Below are 19,314 nucleotides of genomic sequence, written 5' to 3'. Positions count from 1 at the left end.
GATGCGCCGACGCGAGCTCCTCGCCGGACTCGGTGGCGCGGGCATCGTCGCCGGTGCCGGCGCGCTCGCGGCCACCGGCGGGAATCTCGACACCGGCGGCTCCGGCGACGGCTCCGACGCCGACGGGTCGTCCGGGCTCGTCGGGAAGCAGTTCGACCCCCTCGAGATAGAGACGGTCGACGCACGCGGGAGCGAGGCCGGCACCGTTCAGGTGCCGGCGCCGGGACAGCCCACCTTCGTCGACTTCTTCGCGACGTGGTGTACGCCCTGCGAGAAACAGATGGACGCGCTGGCGGACGCACACGCTCGAGTCTCGGACGACGTCGTCTTCCTGTCGGTGACTAACGAACCGTTCGGCCGGTCGATCGACGCGTCGGAGCTCTCGACGTGGTGGCGAGAGCACGACGGAAACTGGACGATCGGCCTCGATCCGACCGCGAAGCTCACGTCCCGGTACTGGGCGAGCCAGTATCCGGTCGCCGTCGCGGTCGACGCCTCGGGAACCCTCCGGTGGCGCGAGACGGGAATCAAAACCGCGGACGAACTCGTCGCCGGCATCGAGCAGGCCGTCGCGGCCGGAGGCGAGTAGGATGGTCGACGCGGCGCTCGTCGGCTCGGCGATCTTCGGCCTGACGACCGGCATCGGCACCTTCTTCTCGCCGTGTGCATTCCCGCTCCTGCCGGGATACGTCGGCTTCTACGTGAGCCAGACCGACGGCGAGCGCGCGTCGCTCGGCGGCGCACTGAGCCGGGGACTGATCGCCGGCCTCGGCGTCCTGCTGACGTTTACCGCCTTGCTCGGGGCGGCGTTCTGGGTCGGCTACTCCGCGCTCTCGTCCGTCACGCTGTTCGAGGTGGTCGCTGGCGTCGTTCTCCTCGTGTTCGGCCTTCTGGTCGTCACCGACCGCGCGCCCTCGTTGACCATCCCGCTCCCGAAGCGGCGCTCGAGCGTGTTCGGCTTCGCGATTTTCGGCATCGGCTACGCGCTGGCGGCAGCGGGCTGTGTCGCGCCGGTGTTCTTGAGCGTCGTCACCCGCGCGCTCTCGTTGCCCGTGGTCTCGGCGAGCGTCCTCCTCGGGACGTACGTCGGCAGCCTCGTCGTGCTCATGATCTCGCTGACCGTCGCGACGGGGATGGGCCTCGTCGCTGGCGCGGGGCGATTGGCGGCCTACGCCGGCCCGCTCAAGCGACTCGCGGGCGCGGTCATGATCGTCGCCGGTATCGGCCAGCTCTACCTCGCGATCGTCGTCCTCGAGGTAATTCAGATACCATAATCGCAGCTGAATTATAGTTAATCCAAATTGCCAAGGGTGAGTGTTTATCGCCGGTCGGGCACCAGTACGGATCGTGAGCCGACACCGCTGTCCGAGCTGTCTCGAGAAGGCAGGCGAAGAGGTCGATCGATCGCTGATCGATGCCGGGTTGCAGCGGCAGTTCGAGTGTCGACGCTGCGGGCATACGTGGACCGTCGTCTTTTGAGCGCCGTTCCGAAGGGTGAAAAACCGGCAGGCAACGGCAGGTCTGGGATGTATGCGCCTGTCCGACGAATGGGGCGAGTAGCGATGTATCAGGATCTGCTGCTCGCGACGGACGGGAGCGACCCGGCTCGTCGAGCGACCGACCACGCGGTCGAACTGGCGGCCCAGCTCGATGCGACGCTGCACGTGCTATCGGTGTCCGAAGAGGGGCCCCAGGCCGAGGACACGGAGGACCGGTTACGCCACGATCCGGAAGACGAGGCCGCGAGGGCCGCCGAGGAGGCCGCGGAGGCGGCTGCTCGCGAGGGCGTGGAGGCGACGACGGAGATCCGTCCGGGCGTGCCCCAAGAGCAGATCGTCGACGTCGCGGAGGCGAACTCGATCGATATGATCGTCGTCGGGACGGCCGGCCGATCGGGGCTCGATCACCTGATCTCGGGGAGCGTCGCCGAAGAGATCGTCCGAAACGCGCCGGTGCCGGTGGTCACCGTTCGGGACCAGTCCTGACTTCCGCCGTCAGGTGACGGCGACTCGTACCACCGTACTGGGTACTGATACGGGATCGATACGTATGCAGCGAGACTGCAAGTCGGCCGCCGTCGTGTCCGGGTCCCTCGTTCGCGGTCCGGGCCGCTCGGCGCTCGGTCCGCCGGACCGACAGCGACACATGGACGCGTCGAGCGAGCAGCGCCACTCGGGACCGCACACCCGGCCGGCGGGAATCGGTCGCTCGGTGGTGGCACTCCGATGAGCGACGGTGCGACGACGGTCGTCGGCGACGCTCCGCGCGTTCTCGTCGTCGGCGACTCGAAATCGGCAGACGACGCGATGGCCGCCCTCGAGGCGGGGTTCGAGGGCGGGTCGCTGCTCAGGGCGCGGTCCGTCGTGGCCGCCGGCGAGCGCCTCGCCGACCGCGAGGTCCACTGTCTCGTCTGTCCGTACGGGGCCGCGGACGCCTCGGCGGCGACATCGACCCTCGAGCGCTTGGCCGACCGCGCCGACGGACGACCGATCGTCGCCGTCGCCGACGAGGACGAGGCCGACCGGGCGCTCGAGGCCGGCGCGAGCGATGTCGTCGACCGGCACGCGTCCGAGGCGGTGTTTACGGCGCGCGTCAGGACCGCCGCCGAGCGCGAACGCTATCGCCTCGCAGCGGCGGACGCGCGCCGCCGTTCCGGCTCGATCCTCGAGCGCGCCGACGCCGTCGTCTGGGTCGTCGACGCCGACGGGGCGGTCGCGTACGCGACGCCCGCGGTCGAGTCGCGGCTCGGATACACGCCGGCCGAACTCGAGCGGGCGTCGCTCACTCGGATCGTTCATCCGGACGACCGTGAGGCGGTGACCGAGACGATCGACGCCGTCGCGGCGGCACCCGTCGGGACGACCGAGCGCGTCACCTGTCGGCTCGGCCGCGCCGACGGCACCTGGCGGGTCTCGGCGCTTTCCTGTACCAACCGGCTCGCGGATCCGGCCGTCGAGGGAATCGTCATCACGGACACGGGCGCTCCGGCGGCCGACTCGGCCGTTGACGACGCCGTACGGGCCGGAATCGATCGGCTCGAGGACGCCGTCTTCGCGATCGGCCCGCGGGACGAGCTACAGTACGCGAACGCGGCGGCGCTGTCGCTGTTCGCCCCCGGCGACGGCCGCGAGGCGGACGCCCGCTCCGATCGCGGCCCCGGCCGCGAGATTCCCACCGGAACCGTCGTCTGGGATCTGTTGCCCGACGGCCTCGCCGGCGCGCTCGCCGATCGGGTTCGCGAGGCCCGGGCGACGGAGTCGATGGTCTCGTTCGAGGCGGCCTCCGACTCGTTCGAGCGACCGCTCACCGTCGACATCCACCCCGGAGCGGACGGCGTCTCGATCCGCGCCAGCGACCGGGGCCCCGACGCCGCGGCCGCGGCGGACCGGGATCGGCTCGCCCTCCTCGAGTCCGTCGTCGACGCGCTGGACGACGGCGTCGCCGTCCTCGAGGACGGAACGGTGCGGCTGGCTAACCCGGCGCTGCGGGAGCTCGCCGGAACGGACGACCTCATCGGCCGCGACCTCGCCGCGCTGTTCGACGCCGACCTCGCGTCGGCGGTCCGCGAGCGGGCGCGCTCGCCGGTCGTCAGGTGGATGGACCCCGTCTCCGGCGACCTCGCGATCGACGCCTCCCGGCCGGTCGACGTGTTCGTCGCGCCGCTGTCCGACCCCGACCGAACGCTCTGCGTGGTCCGCGACCGGCGTGGCTCCCCGGCCGCCGCGCTCGAGACAGTGCGCCGAACCGCCCGCACCCTTCGCGAGGCAGAGACGCCGTCGACCGTCCGCTCGGCCGTCGTCGACGCCGTCCGGGAGTACGCCGACGCCGATCTCACCGTCTGGTATCTCGCCAGCGACGACGGCTTTCGACCGGCCGCGATCGCGGCGGCGGAGCGCGTTGCCGGGGGCGACGGGGAGTCGATCGAGCCCCCGTGGATCGACCCCGAGGGGACGCCGCTGGCCGACGCGCTCGAGGACCGGTCCCCGACGATCTACGATCGGGGCGCGCTCCGGCGGCTGTTCGGTCCCAACGGCCTCCGCGCGGAGCGGATCCTGGCCGTGCCGATCGCGGCCGACGGCGTCGTCCTCGCGACCGGTACGGAGCCGCTGGCCTTCGAAAGACTCGATTTCGCCCCGATCGAGACCCTCTCGGACGCCGCTACCGTCGCGCTCGCTGGCCTCAAGGACGCCGCCGATCTCCGAGCGTGTCGACGCGAGCGTTCCCACCTCGAGGCCGTCGCGGCCCGGACGGAACGGCTGTGGGACGCCGAACGGTCGATGCTGAACGCCGAGACGCGCGCGGACGTCGAGCGATTGCTCTGCGAGGCGGTCGTTTCGCTGACGCCGCTCGAGTCGGCCGGCGAGATCGAACTCGTCTGGGTCGGCCACGCTGACGACGGCCGCGAGGCGGTCGTCCCGACGACCTGGGCCGGCCGAGACGGCGCCTTCCTCGAGTCGACGGCGCTTCCGCAGGACCGGGAGGGGGCCGAGCCGACGGGGGTCGCGGCGGCCACCCGCGAACCGACCGTCGTCGACGATCTCGCCGCCGATTCACCTCGTGGACCCGACTCACGCGCCCGAGCGACCGACGCCGACACGGACGAAGCGTGGCGGCAGCGCCTCCTCGAGCGCGGCTTTCGGTCCGCGCTGAGCGTTCCGGTCGCTGCGGGCGAAGTGCGCTACGGCACGCTCACCGCGTACGCGGACCGGCCGTCGGCCTTCGACGAGCGCACACGGCGCGTCTGCGCTCACCTCGCGGCCATCGCCGGCGCCGCCATCGCCGCGATCGAGACGACCGAGGCGTTGCTCGCCGACCGAATCACCGAACTCGAGATCGTGCTCCGAGACGATGCGGAGCCGCTGTCGGCGATCGCCCACCGGCTCGGTAGCCCGCTCGACGTTCGGGCGGTCGTTCCCCGATCCACCGGTGGTTCGACGGTCTTCTGTGCGGTCGCGGTAGCCGACCCGGACGCGGCCCGCGAGTCGGTCGCGTCGGTCGCTGCCGTCGACTCGGTGTCGGTCGTCGGCGGTGGCACCGACGATGCGGTCCTCGAGATCGCGCTGACCGAACGGACCATCGCTCGAACGGTCGCCGATCGCGGCGGCGTCCTCCGATCAGTTTCGCCGGTGGACGACCGAACCCGTCTCACGATCGAACTCGGGGAGCCGATCGCCGTCCGGCCGTTCGTTCGGGCGATAGAGCGGACTTATTCGGGGGCGGAACTGATCGCGCGCCGGGAACGGGACCGGCTGCCGCGAGCGACGCGCCCGTTCGATCGACTCGGCGAGCACCTCTCCGAGCGCCAGCGGCGGACGCTCGAGGCGGCCTACTACGGCGGCTTCTTCGAGTGGCCCCGCGAGCACACCGGCGAGGAGGTCGCCGACTCGCTGGGAGTCTCCCAGCCGACGTTTAGCCGTCACCTCCGACTGGCCCAGCGGAAACTGTTCGCGCTGCTGTTCGACGACGGCGCCGACGAGTGACTCTCTCCGACCCAACCCTGCTACCGGTAGTCCGTTCTTACCCGACTTTTCCACCGAGGTACAAGCGTATGTAATCGGGTAATAGACTGTTTCCGAGTGCCGCTACACCGGTCGAACGACTGAAAGATGAATACATATTGGTGTCAGCGTTGGAAACAGTTCCGTATCTAGCGCGCACGGTCATGTTCTCGGCACCTAATGAGCCATTCAATGAGTGCGTCCGAGGTAAGACGAGATTACGACGGCCGATCGATCGGCTCGCGGGTGGTTCGATGAGCATCGATATCGCCGACGCCGAGGACCGGTCAGACGCCGTCGCCGACGCGGACGGTGATCGGGCGGGGATCCGATCTGTGGCCGACGGCGGGATCATCGCCCAACTCCGACTCGATCATCCGGACCTATTCTTGCGGCCGACGCTCGAGCGCACCGCCGACGTGACCGTCGAACCCGACTACTGGACCGCCGTCGACGCCGATCGGACGCTCGTGTTCGTCACCGTCTACGGGAGCGATTTCGACGCGTTCGAGACCGCCCTCTCGACGGATCCGACCGTCACCGACCCGGTCCTCGTCGATCGCTATCCGGACCGACGAGTGTACCGCGTCGCGCTCGCCGACCGGACCGTCACGTTCACCGCCGCAACCGCCGACGTCGGTGGCCGCCTGCTCGAACTCTCGAGCTCCCGCGACGGCTGGCTGGTCCAGCTTCGGTTCCCCGACCGCGATCGTCTCGTCGCTTTCAACGACTACTGTCGAAACCGAGATGTCTCCGTCACGGTCGACCACCTCCGTGTGTCCGACGACGGGGACGACGCCGTCGTCGCCCTGACCGAGAAACAACAGGAGTTACTCGCCGTCGCCCACGAGGAGGGGTATTTCGACGTGCCGCGTGGCATCTCACAGGACGAACTCGCCGATCGGCTCGAGGTGTCGAAATCGGCCGTCTCCCAGCGGCTGCGGCGTGCGATCGGCGAACTCTGCGGCTCGACACTCGCCTGAACCGCGGGCTCGCGCCCGGTTTGGGGTGGCGCTTCTCCGTCCGATTTAGTACCCGTTTCTCGCGCGTGCGGAGACAGTCCGAAACAAAGAACAGCGTTGGCGACCGCGTCAACCCAGTCACGGTCGGGAAGCGCACCGATGGCCGGGTGTCGGCGGCTCGCACCGACACGCCGTCGGAGAGCGCTAGTCGTCCGATTCGTCGTCTTTCATCGAGCCGAGCTGGGAGACCAGCTCGTCCGTCGAGACATCGGACTCGAACGACATCTCGCCGTGGTGCTCGTGCTCGTGGACGTTGACGGCCTCTACGTCTTCGTCGTCGGTCGTCTGCTCTTGCTGTTCGGACTCGTCGTAGCTACCAAAACCCATACTCCGTGTCACCCCACCCATTGCAAAAGGTGTGGCGATTCGGTTTCGTCCGGGCACACGCCTCCCGCCGGTGTAGGGTTGGAACGGCCGCCGGCGAGGTCTACGTGCGTTCGAGCGGTGATTACCGCCAGTATTCGACTCGCTGTGTGCCACGCAGCTGTTTCGTCCCCATACCGTTGATTGGGCCGTGACTACTGGTCGTTCGTCGTTCCGTACTCGAGTCAGGATTCGCTGTTCGTTCGCCGTACTTTTCCCCTGACTGTGATAGTTCCCACGAGCGGGGCCTCGAGCGCCGGAATAATCGACTGGTCGTGTTTCAGTGAGCGTCTCTCGAGCATCGCGTTCCGAAACCTGCCGTTCGCGATCACTGCCAGCCAGCAGCCGAGTACACGGTGGCTACAGGGTTCAGTAGTCCGTCTATAGTAATGGGTTCGGGAGGTTTGAATTTCGCTCATGGTTGCGTACCGTCTGCCATCTCGAACAATCGCCACGAACCATCAGTCCGCTTCGTCAGTACTCTCATCCCGGTCGGGAGCCAGTCGAGTCGGCGTTGCGGCCGCTGCGGGAGCGGACGCCCCGAACGGACGAGACGAGCATCCCGAGCGACCACTCGGGCGGTGATTCTCCGATGTGTGGCATTATCGGCCGCGTGGGTGACGGCAACGCTCTCGAGCCGTTGCTGACCGGGCTCGAGAACTTAGAGTACCGCGGCTACGATTCGGCCGGCGTCGCCGTCCAGAACGGCTCCGGCATCGATGTCGAGAAACGCTCCGGGAAGGTCGAGGAGTTGAAGGAGTCGATCGGCGAACCGCTCAAGGGCGAGGTCGGCATCGGGCACACCCGCTGGAGCACCCACGGGCCGCCGACCGACGCGAACGCGCACCCGCATACGGACGAGAGCGAGGACGTCGCCGTCGTCCACAACGGGATCATCGAGAACTACACCGCGCTCAGAGAGCGCCTAGCGGCGAGCGGCTACGAGTTCACCAGCGACACCGACACCGAGGTCATCCCCCACCTCGTGCAGTACTACCTCGACGCCGGCTACGATAGCGAGACGGCGTTCCGCCAGGCGATCGACGAATTAGAGGGCAGCTACGCCGTCACCGCGATGGTGTCGGGCGAACACGTCCTCTATGCGGCCCGGCAGGGCTCCCCGCTCGTCGTCGGCATGGAAGACGGCGAGTACTTCCTCGCCAGCGACGTGCCGGCGTTCCTCGAGTACACGGACAGCGTCGTCTACCTCGAGGACGGCGACGTGGTCGTCGTCGACGAGGACGGCGTCGAGTTTTCCGACCTCGAGGGGAACCCTGTCACCCGCACGCCCGAGACGGTCGACTGGGACCCCGAACAGGCCGGCAAGGGGGAGTACGACCACTTCATGCTCAAAGAGATTCACGAGCAGCCGACGTCGCTGGCCCAGGCGATCGAGGGCCGAATCGATCCGACGAACGGTCGGATCTCCCTTTCGGACTTCGAACCGGGGACGTTCGAGGGGATCGAGTCGGTCCAGTTCGTCGCCTGCGGGACCTCCTATCACGCCGCCCTGTACGGCTCGCTGACGCTCAACCAGGCCGGGATTCAGTCCACCGCGCTGCTGGCCAACGAATACAGCGTTTCGGCCCCGCCGATCGACGACAACACCCTGGTGATCGCGGTCACGCAGAGCGGCGAGACCGCGGACACCCTGAGCGCCCTCCGACAGGCCACCGCCGCGGGCGCGCGGACGCTGACGGTGACCAACGTCGTCGGTTCGACGGCCGCCCGCGAGGCCGACGACGCCCTCTTCATTCGAGCGGGCCCGGAGATCGGCGTCGCCGCGACGAAGACGTTCTCCTCGCAGGCCGTCATGCTCACGCTGCTCGGTCAGCGCATCGCCGCCGACCAGCAGGGCGAACCGCCGGCCGACCTCGAGTCGCTGCTGCCCGAACTCGCGTCGATGCCCGGCGCGATCGACGACTTGCTCGCCGAGTCCGACGCGGAGACGATCGCCGAACAGTACGAGGACAGCCAGTCGTACTTCTTCATCGGTCGCGGCCTCGGCTTCCCCGTGGCGCTCGAGGGGGCGCTGAAGTTCAAGGAGATCACCTACGAGCACGCCGAGGGCTTCGCCTCCGGCGAACTCAAACACGGCCCGCTGGCACTGGTCACGCCCGAGACGCCGGTGTTCGCGGTCTTCACCGGCGAGGAAGACGAGAAGACGCTGAAAAACGCCGAGGAGGCCCAGACTCGCGGCGCGCCCGTCATCGCGGTCTGTCCGGAGGGTCACCCGGCCGTCGAGGCCGCGGACGAACACCTCGCGATCCCCGAGACCGATTCCGACCTAGCCGGGCTGCTCGCGAACGTTCAGCTCCAGTTGGTCTCGTATCACGCCGCCGATCTCCTCGATCGGCCGATCGACAAACCGCGGAACCTCGCGAAGAGCGTCACGGTCGAGTAGGGCAGTTGCCCCGATTTCGTCTTTTTCGCGCTCCCGTCGAGAGATGGCTCTCAACGAACGAAACGTTTGACCCGATCCGGACTCGAATACGGGTCTCGAGGCCGCAGGACGCGAGACCACCCCCGTAGTCTCGGAGTCCACACGGCGTCGTTAGAGAGCGACCCGTACTCGAACGATGTCGGAATCGAACGTGGAGGGTTACTGTGGCGATCGAGATTCCGGTATCGACGCGACCGGAGTCGTGGGTATCGACCGATACCCTCCAATTCGACTAGGGGTTCGCCGCGGTATAAAGGCCACACTTGATAGCTACGGGCGGTGCGGTCGAGCGGCTCGATTCGCGAGCGCGAACCGACGCCTTACCGATCCCGTTCGACGGTCTCGCCCGGGTTCGTCGTCGCCTCGGTGCTGAGCTTCAATCCGGGGGAGAGACTCGAGTTGATCCCCGTCTTGACGCCGTCGCCGGCGACGACGCCGAACTTCCGCCGACCGGTCGACACTCGGTCGCCTTTGACAGTAAATCGAACGTCGTCGTCGTCGTGACGGAGGTTCGCGACGTTCGTTCCCGCGCCGACGTTGACGTTCCGGCCGAGGACGCTGTCACCGACGTACGAGAGGTGGCTGACCGAGGTGCCCCGCGAGATCACGCTGTTTTTGATCTCGACCGAGTGGCCGATCTCGGCGTCCGGCCCGATCAGCGTCGCGCCACGCACGTAGGCGTTCGGCCCGACCTCGGCGCCCTCGCGGATCAGCGCCGGTCCCTCGATCACGACGCCGGGCTCGACGGACGCGCCGTCCTCAACGACGACATCGCCCTCGAGGTGGGCCGAATCGCTGACATCGCCGTCGATCCGGCGCTCGAGGGCGGCGAGTTTCCACTCGTTGGCCTCGAGCAGCTCCCACGGTCGGCCCACGTCGAGCCACCGCTCGAGGGTCACCGGCGTCACCGCGTACTGGTCGACGACGCGTGCGAGGACGTCCGTGATCTCGTGTTCGCCCCGTTCGCTTTCGGGCACCTCGAGCCACTTGCGGGCGTCTTCGGGGAAGGCGTACGCGCCGGCGTTGGCGAGGTTCGTCGGCGGATCGGCGGGTTTCTCGACGATGTCGGTCACGGTCCCGTCGGTCGTGCTCAGGACGCCGTAGTTACTCGGTTCGGCGACTTCGATCGCACAGACCGCTGGACACTCGGCGAACAGCCGGTCGACCGCGGCCGGATCGTAGAGGTTGTCGCCGTTCAGGACGGCAAAGGGGCCGTCGATGTGATCGCGGGCGGCGTTGACCGCGTCGGCCGTTCCTGCCTGGTCCTCCTGGACGGCATAGGAGACCGGGACGCCACGGTACTCGGTATCGAAGTAGTCACGGACCGTGTCAGCCTCGTAGCCGACGACCAGGACGATCTCGTCGGCCCCAGCGTCGACGGCGGCGTCGACCGTGTGGGCAGCGAGCGGTCGGTCGGCGACGGGAAGCATCGGCTTCGGACGGGCCGCAGAGAGTGGTCTGATCCGCGTGCCTTCACCTGCCGCGAGAACGATGGCTTTCATCACCGCTACGTACCTCGATCCGGTGGATAATTATACAGCTGTTACACCGGTGTCGCGTCCGGCGACCGCCTCGAGTCCCGTCGGCCGTGGTCGAGCGATTCCGAAGCCGATGCCGTTCACGTACGACCGTCGACTCGAGTCCTGGCGAGCGGGTCGCTCGAGCAGTCGGTCACGACCGCTATCACGAAGACAACGAGTTGCCCCGAAATTCCGGGGGTGCAATACCATATTACCCGGTCGAAATATCGTATTTCTCACGAACGAGGCGTTGATACTCTCGATACGCGGATTGTCAGCTCACAGTGATATTCCCGGCCGAAACTCGCGACTACCGCTCGCGCCAACGGTTATGCTGTCTATAGTAAATACCCTTCTGTCGCTACGGGTTGGTGATGTCGACGGACCCATCCGCGAAGTGGACGCCAATGTCGTCCCGGCAACAGACGAGCGCCCCCCGATGTATCAACTGCGGTAACCAAGTGACCCGCCAGTTCGCCCGCGTTTTCGGAGACAATCGCGATGTCGTTCACGCCTGTCCCGACTGCGCCACCTACCGCGAGATGAAGACCTCCGATTTCATCCCCAAAGAAGCACGATAGCGACGCGCTTCACCGTCGATCTCGTGCCGTTCACATCGTCGTTCTCAGCGAGTCCGGCCGCCTCCGAACCCGGTTCGGCTCTCCTCAGGCGTTCGGCGTGCCGATCTCCGTGATCACGGCCTGTGCCTCCTCGAACAACGCGTCGGCGTCGGTCGCCGAACGCGCCTCCGCCGTCACTCGGATCAGCGGCTGCGTGCCGCTCGCTCGGAGCAAGAACCAGCCGTCGTCGGTTTCGACCCGAACGCCATCGAGCGTATCGATCTCGTCGTATCGGTCCCGCACTCGCTCGCTCGCTTCGGCCATTACCGCCGCCTTCTCTTCGACCTCGAGCGACGTGCGCCGGATCGGATACCCGTCGATCTCGCCGACGAGCGCCGAGAGCGGCCCCCGTTCGGCGACGAGTTCGGTCAGCTTGCAGGCCGCGAGCGGGCCGTCTGGACAGCGCGTCTCCTCGGGCCAGATCCACGCCCCGCTGGGTTCGCCGCCGAAGACCACGTCGGACTCCGTCGTTCGCTCCGCGACGTAGACATCCCCGACCTGCGTCCGCGTCAGCGACGCGCCGACGCCGGCCAGCGCGTCGTCAACGGCGAGGCTGGTGTCGACAGGGGCGGCCACCCGTTGCCCCTCTCCTGCCGCCTCTCGAGCGAACAGCGCGAGCAGCGTGTCCTTCGGGACGAACATCCCCGTCTCGTCGACCGCCAGCATCCGATCGGCGTCGCCGTCGTGGGCGATCCCGAGGTCGGCGTCCGTCGCCTCGACGAGCGTCGACAGTGTCTCGAGCGTTTCGGCGGTCGGCTCACTCGGTCGTCCCGGGAACGAGCCGTCTTCCTGCCCGTTGAGCGTGCGCACCTGACAGCCGAGGTCGTCGAGGACCGACGCCGTCACGCCGCCGGCTCCGTTCCCGATATCGACGACGACGCTCAGTTCCCGCTCGAGATCGACGGCCGCCCGGAGCGTCTCGGCGTGGTGGTCGCGAACGCCCGCTCGGTGGCGGCGGTCGCCGACGCCGTCCCAGTCGGCCAGGTCGTACTCCTCTTCGCGGAGCCGGCGCTCGATCGCATCGCGCTGGTCGGGCCCGAACGCCTTCCCCGACGGATTCCAGAGCTTGATCCCGTTGTCTTCTGCGGGGTTGTGCGAGGCCGTCACGACGATTCCCGCATCAGCCTCGAGATGCTCGATCGCGCGAGCGATCGTCGGTGTCGCCTCGACGCCCACCGTGAGCGCGTCCGCACCGCACTCACACAGGCCCGCGACGACCGCGTCGACGAGCATCGAGCCGCTCTCCCGAACGTCGCGACCGACGACGACGCGGTCGTATCCCTCCGAGGCGACCGCGCGGCCGACCGACAGCGCCAGCTCGGCCGTCACGTCGCGTCCGACCCGTCCGCGAATACCGCTGGTTCCGAACATGGGGAACAGTGAGGCGGCCGATCGCCTTACTATGCACGGGTTACTGGCTCCGGAGACCGACCGCGTCGTGATTCTGGCGGGCCGTCCCGCGTCGGTCCCGCGAGCATCGATCGATGGCCGTTTCCCGCCACCGCTGACCCGGGCACCGACCCATCGCCCACATCGTTAGTTTCCGCCTGCATTTCTGAACTGTCGGTGCCGTATATGTGAGACACTGCGGTAGTCTCGAGCGAGAATGATGTCCGCACCGCACGCGTTTCGATCGCAGTCGCCGGCAGCCAAGCGAGGTCGAGAGCGATGAGCGCGACCGAGACGGAACCCGAAGCCGAGGGATCTGCCGACGCGGCGACCGACGAGGCCAGCGGCTCGGCCGACGCCGCCCTCGCCGACCTCCCGCCCAGCGCGAAACTCGTCTACAAAGTCCTCGAGTACGAGCAGCCGCTGACCCAGGAGGGGGTCGCCGCCGAGACGCGGCTGTGCCCCCGGACCGCTCGCTACGCGCTCGGCAAGCTCGAGGATCACGAACTGGTCACCAGCCGGGTCTGTCTCGAGGACGCCCGGCAGTCGAAGTATCGGATCGCGGAATAATGGGGCCTTTCGGACGGAACGTCGAGGATACGCGCTACCGGTGTTTCTGATACTGATCGACTAGCAGGTCGATCCCGAACGCGCCCGACGTGATCTCGTAGTGGGTCTCGAGGCGCGGGTTGAACTTCGCTTTGTATCGGTTGATGCTCGGGACGCCGGCCCCGACGAGGTCGTACTCCGCGATCCCGTCGCGGAGGCCGTCGCGCATGACGTGCCAGTCGAGCAGGTCGTTGATCGCGATATCGACGTCCGCATCGGGCTTGACGCCGCCTTGCCAGCGATACCGCCGCCGATCGGACTCGAGGACGAGGATCCCCCCGAGGAACTCGCCGTCGACCCGGCAGACGTAGGGCCTGATCGCGCCGTCGGGCAGTTGCTCGTAGGTCGATCTGGCGAACTCGCTGCTCAGATGGAACGGTTGGCCCTGGCTCTCGTACCGTTCGCGGACCTTCCGGACGATCCGCTCGACGTCGTCTCCGTCGCCCTCTTCGATCGTGTAACTCTCCTCGTCGGCGTTTCGGATGTTACTCCGCGCGTCGCTGCTGAATCGCTTCAGCAGCTCCTCTTCGGTGCCGTCGAGGTCCACGATGTACGTGTGACACGGCTCGACGTCGTACTCGTTCCAGACGAACGGGCGGATATCGTCGAACTCCGCGGTGACGAACTTGCTGTACAGCGGCGAGAGCTCGTCGTCGATCCACTCGAGACAGCCCTCCAGAAACCGCTTGATACGCCGGTCGGCCTTGCGCTGTTTGAGCTTGTCGACGTTCAACAGCGCGGGACCGAGGTACGACGTCCACGAGTGTGGCGCGGGGGAGAAGACGCCGGTGACCGGACCTCTGGTGTACTCGAAGATCGGAAAGATACCGACGGGCTCCTGTCCCTTGAATCCGGCGAGTAGATAGGGTGTTGTTCTCGTATCCTCGGCCTGCAGCCGGAGCGCTTCGGCCCGGAAGAACGGGTTCGAGCCGTCCGATCGGTCGACGTAACGGTTCCACTCGTCGGCATCCACTTGCGGATCGAGGGTGCGTATTTCGATGCTCATAGGTATCCCAGGTCCGAGAGTCGATCTTCGACGGCACCGTCGTCGGTCGCCGTGATCGGGGCCGGTTCGTAGGCCGGATACGGTTCCTCCGTGCTCCCGTCGATAATCGGGAGCGGGCCGCCGTCCATCGCGGCGTCGATCGGCACGTCGAACAGCGAACAGATCGTCGGCGCGATATCGAAGATCGTCGCGTCCTCGAGCGCGGCCGACTCGTCGAACGCCGAACCGGCGGCCGCGACGACGCCGGTGCGCTTGTGATTCCACGGCTCCATCGGCTCGCCGAATCGGCCCGTTCCGAGGTCGGCCGAGATCGCGTTGTCGAACCCCGCGGGAACCGTCACCACGTCGGGAGCCAGATCGACGTGTTCCCCCTCGAAGTACGTCTCTCTGGGTTCGACGGCGTCGAACACCGGTTCGCCGTCGGGCGTCCGGACGGCCGACAGTTCGTCGACGAGCTCGTCGCGGACGCTCTCGTACGCAGATTCGGAGACCTGCCCGTTCGGCTCGCGGCCCTCGAGGTTGATGCGGACGCCGAGTTCACTCTTCGAGCGGACGTAGGCCCGCGACTCGGGGAAGTCGACCTGTTCGCTCGCCGCGCGGATCATATCGTTTGGCACTCGCGTCCCGATCGGCTCTTTGAGTCCGACGCGGTCGAGCGCGCTCGCGACGCGCTGGGTCGTGATCCCGAACTTCGCCGCGACGTTCATCGCCCGCTCGAGCGCGCTCTGCTCGCGGTTGCCGGCCTCGGCCCCCTCGAGCAGGTCGTTCTCCCAGGCCTTCGACCAGGTCGGCATCCCCTCGCCGCCGCTCTTGGCGCTGACGTAGCCCTCGTCCCGGAGGAACTCGTTGACCCGGAACTCGGTGCCGGTCACTTTCCCCATGCCGTGGTCGCTGACGACGAGGACGTTCTCGGGATCGGTCCGTTCGATGGTCTCGCGGACCTGTCGGTCGACCTCGCGATAGACAGCTTCGATAGCCCGCTTGTCGCCGGGGCGCTCGTGAAACACCGAGTCGGTCTGCTGGAACTGGACGAACCCGAACTCCGGGTCGAACCGTCGGGTGAGATAGCGAAACGCCTTCCCACGGAGCTCGACCGTCCGTTCGTACCCTTCGATCGATCGGTCCGGCTCCGGACTACGCTGTGGGTAGAGCCAGTAGTCGCCGCCACAGGCTACTTTCACGTCCTCGAGGATTCCCGTCGGGTGACAGTCGGGGTCCTCGGGGGCGGTCAGCCCCGGAATCAGCGCCCCGTCGAACGCCCGTGCCGGGTGGGTGACCGGAACGTTGACGACGACGCTCGTAACGCCGTGTTCGCTCAATAGCTCCCAGATCGGTCGCGCCCGCACGTGCGAGGCGTTGACCACGTCCCAGTCGTAGCCGTCGAACGAGAGGAAATCGTAGACGCCGTGCTTACCCGGGTTCTTCCCGGTGTACAGCGACGGCCAGGCGCTCGCGGTCCACGGCGGAATCTGTGACTCGAGCGGTCCCGCCGTCCCCGTCTCGAACAGCCGCTCGAGGGTGGGAAGATCGCCCGACTCGAACAGCGGCTCGAGTATCGGCTGACACCCGGCGTCGAGCCCCACGACGAGCAGACGAAGGTCTTCTCCGTCGGTCGAACCTGCCATGGACGCGGTGTCCGCCCCCTCGTGCTTTGTTATGCAACTGCTGGCCGGCTGTATGCTTGCACTGTCGGCGATAAGTACTGGATAGTGGATTCGAACGCCGTCGTCTCGGCGATCGTAAGTGGTGATTGACGCTCGTCCGTTCGGAGTATTGCCACTATCACTAAGGCGTCGGTCGATACTGTATTACGTCGATGATCGTTCCCACTGCGCCGTTCACGCCTCGACCGAAGCCATGATCACCGCTACCCCCTCCGTGTTCGACGCGTCGGTCTCGCGGTCGGGGGCACCCGGTATCGGCTCGTTCGTCGACCAGCACGCCCCCGATGTCGCGTACACGTACTACGGCGCCGGCAAGGTCGCGCTCCGGGACGGCCTCTCCGGGCTCGTCGAGCCCGGCGAGAACGTCCTCGTCCCGGCCTATCTCTCGCCCGCCGTCGTCGAACCGTTCCACGAACTCGGCCTCGAGTCGCGCTTCTACGCGATCGAACCCACGCTCGCGCCCGACTTCGACGACCTCGAGCGGCGGCTCGACGACGACACCGCCGCGATCGTCTCGGTCAACTACTTCGGCTTCCCCCAACCCGGCCTCGAGCGGATCGCGTCTCTGGCCGACACACACGACTGTTACCACGTCGACGACAACGCGCACGCGCCCCTGAGCGTCGACGAAGGAACGCTGCTCGGGACCGTCGGCGATCTCGGGATCACGACGCTGCGAAAGCTGCTCCCGGTCCCAGACGGCGCCATCCTCTACTGTGCCGACGACGAGGTCCGCGAGGCGTTCGAACCGTCAGCGCTCGCCGGCCCCGCCGATCGGATCGCGGCCACCGACTGCCGGTTCGTGGCGTCGTCTGTCGCCGAAACCGTCCTCGGGGCGAGCCAGTCGCTCCATCGGTCTGTCGAGGCGTTCCTGGCCAACGGCGCGGACGACCCCGCGAGCGTCGACCCCGAAGCGCGGTACGAAGCCGCGAAAGTTCCGATGTCGAGGCTCTCGAAGGCCGTCGCCGACGCCGCGGAGCCGGACGCGATTCGAGCGACTCGGCGGGAGAACTTCCGGACCTGGCAGCGCGTGCTCGACGACCGAGACGACGTGACTGCGCTCTACGACCGGCTTCCGAAAGGAATCAGTCCCTACGAGTTCCCCGTCCGCGCGGACGACCCGGCGGCCTTCCAGTCGACGCTCGCGGATTGTGGCGTCGTCGGCGCTCACTCCTGGCCGATCCTCCGCGAGTCGGTACACGGAAACGAGGCCTACGAGACCGCCAACCGGCTCGCGGACGAAGTCGTCACGCTCCCCGTCCACCAGGGGATCGAGACGTCGGCGATCGAGGCCGTTGGCGATCGACTCGACCGTTGAGCCGCCGCTCGATCGAGACCCGAGTCACCCTCGGCGGTCACTCGGCCGCCGCGGTCTCGGTCAGCTCCGCGAGCAGGTCGTCGCTCAACCCGTAGGTCCGTTCGTCTGTCCGCTCGAGGACCCCCTCCGTCCGGAGCTCCGAGAGGAGACTCTGGACCGCGACCGGCGATCGATCGACCGCGGCGGCGACGGGTTCCGTCTCGAGTGGCCCCTCGCGGGCGAAGACGGCGAGCACGTCGCCGGCCGTCTCGACCGAGCACCGCGATCCCTCGCACGCGCGCCCCACTCGCTCCTCGAGCCACGGGACCTCGAGGAGATCGGCGAGGTCGCGCTCCTCGTCGGCGACGACGAATCCCGGCTCGTCGGTCGGGTCCATCTCTCCGTCACCGTCCGACCCGTCGGACTCGCCCTCGCCGACCGGCGTGTACCCGTACTCGTGTGCCTCGCCGCCGGCCTGGACGATTCCCGAGTCGTCGGTGCTGTCGTCCCCACCGCCAGCCTCGGCCTCGCCGTTCTCCCCGTCCTCGCCGGGGTCCAGATACGGCCGCTCGCGCTCGAGGTCGCGGACGATCCCGCGAAGCTGCTTGTTCTCCTGTTTGAGCTGTCGGAGTTTCCCGGCTCGCGCATCGAGTTCCTCCTGGAGGTCCTCGATCAGTTCGTCGCGAGCCTCGAGCGTCTCGCGGAGGTCGTCGCGTTCGCTCTCGAGTTCGGCGATCTCCTCGTGAAGCCGGCGCAGGTCCTCGCCGCCCCCACCGGGCAGTTGCGACTGGACTGTCTCCGTGTTCTGTAAGGCGTCGGCCATCTGTCTGGCCGCACTCGAGACGTCTCGCGCGGAGGAGAGTTCGTCCTCTAAGGTCTCGATGCGCTTTTCTTTCTTCTCGAGTTCATTCTCGAGTTCGTTGATCCGATCCTGTTCGCGGTCCTTGCGCTCGGAAATCTCCTGCAGATCCCCCACGAGCGCATCGGAAACCGACTTGAGTTCGGGGCGCTCGAAGTCGTCGAGGCCGGGCGTCGCGCCGGCGTCGAAGGTCCGCTTGCGGCGGAATTGGATCTTCCGCACGTCGACTTCGGTCCAGTCGGTCTGGACGAACGCCTGTCCGTCGTCGAGATCGGCGACGAGTTCCGAGTACTCGGTGTCGATGATCCGGCCGACGACCTTGGTGTCGTTGTCCCAGGTCAGCCGGTGCCAGACCAGCCAGTTGGCCTGCGTGATGAAGTCCTTCTTCACGTCGGCCGGCCGCTGGCTGATCCCCAGAATGCCCAGCCCGTGTTTCCGGCCGCGCTTGCTGATCTTGATCAGCAGGTTCCCCGTCTCGCCGACGCCGCCGCCCTCCGGAATGTACTCGTGGACCTCCTCGACGACCAGCAAGAACGGCTTCTTCAGCTTCTTCTCTTTGACGAACAACTGGCGGGCGACCTCCCGGAGCAGTTCGTCGGCCACGTCCTCGTCGAGGTACCCGGACACGTCGAGGATGACGGGGACGTTCTCCTCGAGCGCGATCGTCGCCATCTGTTCGGCGTGTTCCGGCCCGATCTGAATGTCGCACTCCTCGTCGGCCCCTGCGTGGAGCATCTCGTACTCCTCTTTCAGCCCGTAGTACTCGCCGTCCGTGTCGACGATCAGGAGCGGGTAGCCGGCCTCGAGCAGTTCCTCCGCGATGACCGACGCGGTGTTTGACTTCCCCGACCCCGACTTGCCGGTGACGAACCCCCGGCCGGTGAGCAGTTCGACGACCGGTAGTTTCAGGTTCGCGCCGTCGGCCGTTTCGCCGACGAGGATCTGGCGCTGCGTCGGTTCGTCGCTCACCGTCGCACCACCTCGAATACGCGCGATTCGTTCATACTATGAGTACAGTCCGAAC

The 19,314-nt window shown here is 67.4% G+C and carries 15 protein-coding genes; 9 read left to right on the top strand and 6 right to left on the bottom strand.

Annotation, left to right across the window (positions count from 1 at the left end; genetic code table 11):
* Position 1 precedes the first annotated feature (1 nt).
* From NKH51_RS08240 to NKH51_RS08220, 5 genes are all read left to right on the top strand, one after another.
* On the top strand, positions 2–589 hold the full coding sequence (locus tag NKH51_RS08240) for a TlpA family protein disulfide reductase (protein WP_254764825.1): 588 nt from the start codon (positions 2–4) through the stop codon (positions 587–589).
* Position 590: 1 nt separating this feature from the next.
* Entirely contained in the window at positions 591–1,274 is a 684-nt protein-coding gene (locus NKH51_RS08235) for a cytochrome c biogenesis CcdA family protein (protein ID WP_254764823.1), read from the top strand.
* Positions 1,275–1,562: 288 nt separating this feature from the next.
* Positions 1,563–1,985, top strand: coding sequence for a universal stress protein (locus tag NKH51_RS08230; RefSeq protein ID WP_254764821.1), 423 nt, complete (start codon positions 1,563–1,565; stop codon positions 1,983–1,985).
* A 240-nt stretch (positions 1,986–2,225) separates the two neighbouring features.
* Positions 2,226–5,480: a bacterio-opsin activator domain-containing protein gene (locus tag NKH51_RS08225; RefSeq protein ID WP_254764820.1), complete on the top strand. Its 3,255-nt coding sequence runs from the start codon at positions 2,226–2,228 to the stop codon at positions 5,478–5,480.
* 272 nt (positions 5,481–5,752) lie between these two features.
* Positions 5,753–6,481 (top strand): helix-turn-helix domain-containing protein, encoded by a 729-nt coding sequence (locus NKH51_RS08220; RefSeq protein WP_254764818.1) that lies wholly within the window; start codon positions 5,753–5,755, stop codon positions 6,479–6,481.
* A 183-nt stretch (positions 6,482–6,664) separates the two neighbouring features.
* Here the strand turns inward: NKH51_RS08220 and NKH51_RS08215 are convergent, their stop codons facing one another.
* Positions 6,665–6,847 carry a DUF5786 family protein gene (locus NKH51_RS08215; RefSeq protein ID WP_254764816.1) on the bottom strand — a complete coding sequence of 61 codons (183 nt, stop codon included), beginning with the start codon at positions 6,845–6,847 and terminating at the stop codon, positions 6,665–6,667.
* Between the two features lie 628 nt (positions 6,848–7,475).
* Between NKH51_RS08215 and glmS the strand changes: the two genes are divergently transcribed.
* Positions 7,476–9,287, top strand: coding sequence for a glutamine--fructose-6-phosphate transaminase (isomerizing) (glmS, locus tag NKH51_RS08210; RefSeq protein WP_254764814.1), 1,812 nt, complete (start codon positions 7,476–7,478; stop codon positions 9,285–9,287).
* Positions 9,288–9,646: 359 nt separating this feature from the next.
* On the opposite strand, the gene glmU is transcribed toward glmS, so the two are convergent.
* The gene (gene glmU / locus NKH51_RS08205; protein ID WP_254764813.1) at positions 9,647–10,828 is read right to left on the bottom strand and encodes a bifunctional sugar-1-phosphate nucleotidylyltransferase/acetyltransferase; all 1,182 of its coding nucleotides are present in this window, start codon (positions 10,826–10,828) and stop codon (positions 9,647–9,649) included.
* A 392-nt stretch (positions 10,829–11,220) separates the two neighbouring features.
* On the opposite strand from glmU, the gene NKH51_RS08200 reads away from it, so the two are divergent.
* Positions 11,221–11,427 carry a DUF7563 family protein gene (locus NKH51_RS08200; protein ID WP_254764812.1) on the top strand — a complete coding sequence of 69 codons (207 nt, stop codon included), beginning with the start codon at positions 11,221–11,223 and terminating at the stop codon, positions 11,425–11,427.
* An 84-nt stretch (positions 11,428–11,511) separates the two neighbouring features.
* Here the strand turns inward: NKH51_RS08200 and glmM are convergent, their stop codons facing one another.
* Positions 11,512–12,837, bottom strand: coding sequence for a phosphoglucosamine mutase (glmM, locus tag NKH51_RS08195; RefSeq protein ID WP_254764811.1), 1,326 nt, complete (start codon positions 12,835–12,837; stop codon positions 11,512–11,514).
* Positions 12,838–13,134: 297 nt separating this feature from the next.
* Between glmM and NKH51_RS08190 the strand changes: the two genes are divergently transcribed.
* Positions 13,135–13,425: a MarR family transcriptional regulator gene (locus NKH51_RS08190; protein WP_254764810.1), complete on the top strand. Its 291-nt coding sequence runs from the start codon at positions 13,135–13,137 to the stop codon at positions 13,423–13,425.
* A 34-nt stretch (positions 13,426–13,459) separates the two neighbouring features.
* Here the strand turns inward: NKH51_RS08190 and NKH51_RS08185 are convergent, their stop codons facing one another.
* Positions 13,460–14,470, bottom strand: a complete 1,011-nt coding sequence (locus NKH51_RS08185) for a lipid II:glycine glycyltransferase FemX (RefSeq protein WP_254764809.1) — start codon at positions 14,468–14,470, stop codon at positions 13,460–13,462.
* On the bottom strand, positions 14,467–16,095 hold the full coding sequence (locus tag NKH51_RS08180; RefSeq protein ID WP_254764808.1) for an alkaline phosphatase family protein: 1,629 nt from the start codon (positions 16,093–16,095) through the stop codon (positions 14,467–14,469). Before NKH51_RS08180 ends, NKH51_RS08185 begins: the two co-directional genes overlap by 4 nt.
* A gap of 232 nt (positions 16,096–16,327) precedes the next feature.
* On the opposite strand from NKH51_RS08180, the gene NKH51_RS08175 reads away from it, so the two are divergent.
* Positions 16,328–17,452: a DegT/DnrJ/EryC1/StrS family aminotransferase gene (locus NKH51_RS08175; protein WP_254764807.1), complete on the top strand. Its 1,125-nt coding sequence runs from the start codon at positions 16,328–16,330 to the stop codon at positions 17,450–17,452.
* A gap of 37 nt (positions 17,453–17,489) precedes the next feature.
* Here the strand turns inward: NKH51_RS08175 and NKH51_RS08170 are convergent, their stop codons facing one another.
* Positions 17,490–19,259, bottom strand: coding sequence for a helicase HerA domain-containing protein (locus tag NKH51_RS08170; RefSeq protein ID WP_254764806.1), 1,770 nt, complete (start codon positions 19,257–19,259; stop codon positions 17,490–17,492).
* Between the last annotated feature and the right edge of the window lie 55 nt (positions 19,260–19,314).

This window comes from Natrinema marinum, assembly GCF_024296685.1.
GTDB lineage: Archaea > Halobacteriota > Halobacteria > Halobacteriales > Natrialbaceae > Natrinema > Natrinema marinum.
Note: the sequence above shows the minus strand (reverse complement) of the source record. Positions and strands in the feature narration are given on the sequence as shown.

Bases quoted from the DNA above. Each gene is read 5' to 3' on its own strand.
- NKH51_RS08240 (WP_254764825.1), top strand. From the start codon at position 2: ATGCGCCGACGCGAGCTCCTCGCCGGACTCGGTGGCGCGGGCATCGTC.
- NKH51_RS08235 (WP_254764823.1), top strand. From the start codon at position 591: ATGGTCGACGCGGCGCTCGTCGGCTCGGCGATCTTCGGCCTGACGACC.
- NKH51_RS08230 (WP_254764821.1), top strand. From the start codon at position 1,563: ATGTATCAGGATCTGCTGCTCGCGACGGACGGGAGCGACCCGGCTCGT.
- NKH51_RS08225 (WP_254764820.1), top strand. From the start codon at position 2,226: ATGAGCGACGGTGCGACGACGGTCGTCGGCGACGCTCCGCGCGTTCTC.
- NKH51_RS08220 (WP_254764818.1), top strand. From the start codon at position 5,753: ATGAGCATCGATATCGCCGACGCCGAGGACCGGTCAGACGCCGTCGCC.
- NKH51_RS08215 (WP_254764816.1), bottom strand. From the start codon at position 6,847: ATGGGTTTTGGTAGCTACGACGAGTCCGAACAGCAAGAGCAGACGACC.
- glmS (WP_254764814.1), top strand. From the start codon at position 7,476: ATGTGTGGCATTATCGGCCGCGTGGGTGACGGCAACGCTCTCGAGCCG.
- glmU (WP_254764813.1), bottom strand. From the start codon at position 10,828: ATGAAAGCCATCGTTCTCGCGGCAGGTGAAGGCACGCGGATCAGACCA.
- NKH51_RS08200 (WP_254764812.1), top strand. From the start codon at position 11,221: ATGTCGACGGACCCATCCGCGAAGTGGACGCCAATGTCGTCCCGGCAA.
- glmM (WP_254764811.1), bottom strand. From the start codon at position 12,837: ATGTTCGGAACCAGCGGTATTCGCGGACGGGTCGGACGCGACGTGACG.
- NKH51_RS08190 (WP_254764810.1), top strand. From the start codon at position 13,135: ATGAGCGCGACCGAGACGGAACCCGAAGCCGAGGGATCTGCCGACGCG.
- NKH51_RS08185 (WP_254764809.1), bottom strand. From the start codon at position 14,470: ATGAGCATCGAAATACGCACCCTCGATCCGCAAGTGGATGCCGACGAG.
- NKH51_RS08180 (WP_254764808.1), bottom strand. From the start codon at position 16,095: ATGGCAGGTTCGACCGACGGAGAAGACCTTCGTCTGCTCGTCGTGGGG.
- NKH51_RS08175 (WP_254764807.1), top strand. From the start codon at position 16,328: ATGATCACCGCTACCCCCTCCGTGTTCGACGCGTCGGTCTCGCGGTCG.